This is a genomic window from Microcystis sp. LE19-195.1E (genome assembly GCF_027532095.1).
GTDB classification, from domain to species: domain Bacteria; phylum Cyanobacteriota; class Cyanobacteriia; order Cyanobacteriales; family Microcystaceae; genus Microcystis; species Microcystis aeruginosa.
On the sequence record NZ_JAPZSZ010000340.1, the window covers coordinates 1 to 3,615 of the forward strand.

Consider the following 3,615-nt stretch of genomic DNA (forward strand, 5'->3'; position numbering starts at 1 on the left):
ACCTTTTGTCAATCAAAAAGTACTGGATCTGGGAGTGATCGGGGGGAAATTTAGGCACTTTTTCCCTGAAAATTAGGTAATTGGCCACCTCAAAACTGGTAAAACCCCACACCCCACACCCCACACCCCACACCCTGCCCCCAGGAAAAACTTTTTCAGCAAACCCTAAGTAGGGAGGCACAATTATTTGTAGTAACCCATGCGGGGGTTGGGTTTCATGCTTCAACCCAACCTACGTTCATCTTATATTTAATTCCACCCACCTACTTAAGTGGTTGAAGAACACAGAAGTGAGGCTCTGTTCCCTATTGATAACCGTCCCTGGGAACTAATTTTCTGAGCGAATTTTAAACAAAAACACGATGCTGCAGAGAAGGCATTTGTCGTCGCACTTGTTGCAGACGTTGGGGATTAATTTCGGCAATTGCCACTCCCGCTTCTTCCCCTGCGTCGGCTAAAACCACACCCCAAGGATCGATAATCATAGCGTGACCGTGGGTGTGACGGCGTTCGTAATTATTGCCCGTTTGAGCAGGAGCTATTATATAACAAGTATTCTCGATCGCTCGCGCTTGTAACAAAACTTTCCAATGATCTTTCCCTGTAAAAGCTGTAAACGCCGCAGGTACAAATAAAACATCGGCTCCTTGCCGCGATAAATAGCGATAGAGTTCGGGAAAACGCACATCATAGCAAATCGAGAGGCCAATTTTGCCCAAGCTATCGGAGCCATAAATCGGCGGTAAATCGATCCCTGCCATGACTGTACTCGATTCCTGATAGGTGTTACCATCCGGGACATTGACATCAAAGAGATGGACCTTTTGATAACGGGCTAATTCCGCACCGTTGCCATCAACTAAAATAGCGGTATTATAAGCCTTATCGGGAATACCCGTCACCGGCACGGGAAAACCACCCCCTAAAATGGTCACTTGAAACCTTTGGGCCATGGTGCGGAGGAATTTATCGGCTTTGAGAGCAATAGTCTCGGCCTGGGCGATTTTATCGCTTTCTGCCCCCATAAAAGCGAAATTTTCTGGTAAACCGATTAATTCCGCCCCTTTACCCACGGCAAGTTCGATCAACTCTTCAGCGGCAGCGAGATTTTTCTCTAAATCCGGCTGACTGGTCATTTGAATGGCGGCGGCGAGATAGGATTTCATGGGGGTTGAAGCTCTAGAGTCGGATAATCTCTGTAAAATTAATCATAACCTTCGATTATATCCAATTTCAGATATTTTGTCACCCCATGAGTAAAATTGTTTTCTGTGACTTTGATGGCACTATCACCGCCGTGGAAACTTTTGCGGGTATGCTCAAAGAATTCGCCCCCGATTTATCAGCCCAAATTATGCCCCAAATGTACGCCCGCACTCTGACTCTGCGCCGGGGTGTCCGTCAACTGCTAGAGTCGATACCGAGCCAAAAATACGCCGATATTCTTGCCTATGCCGAAAGCAAGCCAATTCGCCCCGGATTAGCCGAATTCCTCGCTTTTTTACAGGAGCAATCCATCCCTTTTATTATTATCTCCGGTGGCATCCAAGGCATGATTGAAACGGTCTTAAAACGGGAGGGACTATTAGATAAGGTAACGGCAATTTATGGGGTCAATCTTCATACTCAAGGGGAATATCTGCAAGTTCACTCCGATTGGGAAAATGAGACGGAATTAGTGGCTAAAGCCTTGATTATGGCCAAATATTCAGGAGTAGAAACTATTGCGATCGGTGATTCTGTCACCGATATTACCATGGCTAGAAGGGCCGATCTAGTTTTTGCTAGGGATCGTTTAATCGATTATCTGCAAGCGGAAAATCAACCCTATATTCCTTGGGATAACTTTTTTGAGATTCGCGAATATCTGTTATTGAGAGATTAGGGATTGGCTGTTAATTAGGTAGGGGTTAAAAATTGTCAGATACCCTCCTTGGATTAAGGGGGGATCAAAGAGGGCGAATGCAATTCGCCCCTACAATAATATTATTGCGCCAATAGTAGGGGCGCACTGTGGTCAGTGAGTTTATCGAACTGCGTGCGCCCTGTAATATAGATATTTCGACCAAATTGAGATTTACTACCCTACTCTCAAGGGTAACAATAATTATAAATTTTTGTAAATTTGTGTTGGTTTACACTTGACAAAATCGGGGGGGGGGGGGTAAAATCCCGTTGTTGCTCTGTCTTGTCATTGAGGAACTAGCTTAAAATTTAGTGATTGGCAATTTTGAAAAAATCAATTTTTCTCCCTTGCCAATGTCGCTTAATTTGAGATTTTCTCCTTTAAAGGGCATTCAGAACATTTGTTTGTTTATTTGTTTTGAGGAAAATTTCTGAACATGAAAACTTCGACTGTGCTGAAAAAACTTTCGATGGTTGGTGCTGGAGCAGCTCTTTCTACCTGCATTCTTGCTGCTCCTAAGGCAGATGCGGCAGTTGTCAGTCTCGACTTCGAGGGACTGCAAAATCTCGAACAAATTCTTAACTTTTACAACGGAGGTACTGGGAGCTTGGGATCTGCCGGTCCCAATTATGGCATTTCCTTCGGACCGGATTCTCTGGCTATCATTGATTCCGATAATGGCGGTAGTGGCAACTTTGCCAACGAGCCTACGCCTAACACCGTCGCGTTTTTCGTGTCGGGTCCTGGCAACTTGATGAACGTAGCGGCAGGTTTTAACACGGGTTTCTCCTTCTATTACTCATCAAGTCTAGCTGGATCTGTAACCATCTTCGACGGACTGAATGGAACAGGCACCCAACTGGCTCAGGTTAATCTGGGGGTTAACTTCCAAAATAACAACTGCACGGGTGACCCGACGGGATTGTTCTGCAACTGGGACCCCATCGGTGTGAGCTTTGCCGGGACAGCGAAGTCCGTACTCTTCGGGGGTGTAGCCAATCAGGTAGGTTTTGACAGCATCACGCTAGGGTCAAACACACCGGGGCCGGTATCAGTACCAGAGCCATCCAGTCTCTTCGGTCTTCTGGCAGTGGGCTTTCTGGGAGTTGGCTCTGTTCTGAAGCCCAAATTAAAATAAAAAACTGGCAAATCTAGCTTTAAATTAGCAGCGATCGCGCTCTATCAATAGAGTGCGATCGCTTTTTTTTGGGCATTCCAGATTTTTATTAATCTTTGTTAGAATGATGAGATGGGTAATGGCTTTGAGTTGATTGGAGAACTAACAGAAATAGAGATTATCGCCGTCAACCTCTCTATTCGTGAACTCAGAAGGCTAAAAGCGCAGTTTGGGGGTCGTCGATGGCGAAAGCTAAAAGGAGTCGGCTTAGTTCAATTTCCTAATGGAGAAATCCGCAAAGCTGAACTACACTGGTATGAGTCTCATCGAAATTTTGGGTCTGAAACCCCGTCGTAGAACGACGGCTTTACTGTTAAATATGAGCATCGTTTACGAAATATATGCTAAAATGTGAGGTATGGAAAAAGCCTATTCGTTTCGATTTTACCCAACACCCGAACAAGAGTCGCTATTGCGGCGCACTTTGGGCTGTGTAAGATTGGTTTACAATAAAGCTCTCCATCTCAGAACACAAGCATGGTACGAAAGACAAGAAAGAGTAGGATATACTGAAACTTCTTCAATGCTAACC

The 3,615-nt window shown here is 45.1% G+C and carries 5 protein-coding genes; 4 read left to right on the top strand and 1 reads right to left on the bottom strand.

Going from position 1 to position 3,615, the window contains the following annotated elements; genetic code table 11:
- Positions 1-347: 347 nt before the first annotated feature.
- A complete protein-coding gene (locus O9300_RS18325) occupies positions 348-1,166 on the bottom strand; it encodes a carbon-nitrogen hydrolase family protein (protein ID WP_287973210.1) in 819 nt (272 codons plus the stop codon).
- Between the two features lie 86 nt (positions 1,167-1,252).
- Here O9300_RS18325 and O9300_RS18330 point away from each other — a divergent pair, with 86 nt between their 5' ends.
- The 4 genes from O9300_RS18330 to O9300_RS18345 all read left to right on the top strand — a co-directional run.
- On the top strand, positions 1,253-1,885 hold the full coding sequence (locus O9300_RS18330) for an HAD-IB family phosphatase (protein ID WP_004161025.1): 633 nt from the start codon (positions 1,253-1,255) through the stop codon (positions 1,883-1,885).
- A 457-nt stretch (positions 1,886-2,342) separates the two neighbouring features.
- On the top strand, positions 2,343-3,044 hold the full coding sequence (locus O9300_RS18335) for a PEP-CTERM sorting domain-containing protein (protein ID WP_287973212.1): 702 nt from the start codon (positions 2,343-2,345) through the stop codon (positions 3,042-3,044).
- Between the two features lie 111 nt (positions 3,045-3,155).
- Entirely contained in the window at positions 3,156-3,380 is a 225-nt protein-coding gene (locus tag O9300_RS18340) for a hypothetical protein (protein ID WP_287973214.1), read from the top strand.
- Positions 3,381-3,441: 61 nt separating this feature from the next.
- Positions 3,442-3,615 (top strand): helix-turn-helix domain-containing protein (locus tag O9300_RS18345; RefSeq protein ID WP_287729465.1); only part of this gene is annotated, 174 nt, incomplete at its 3' end.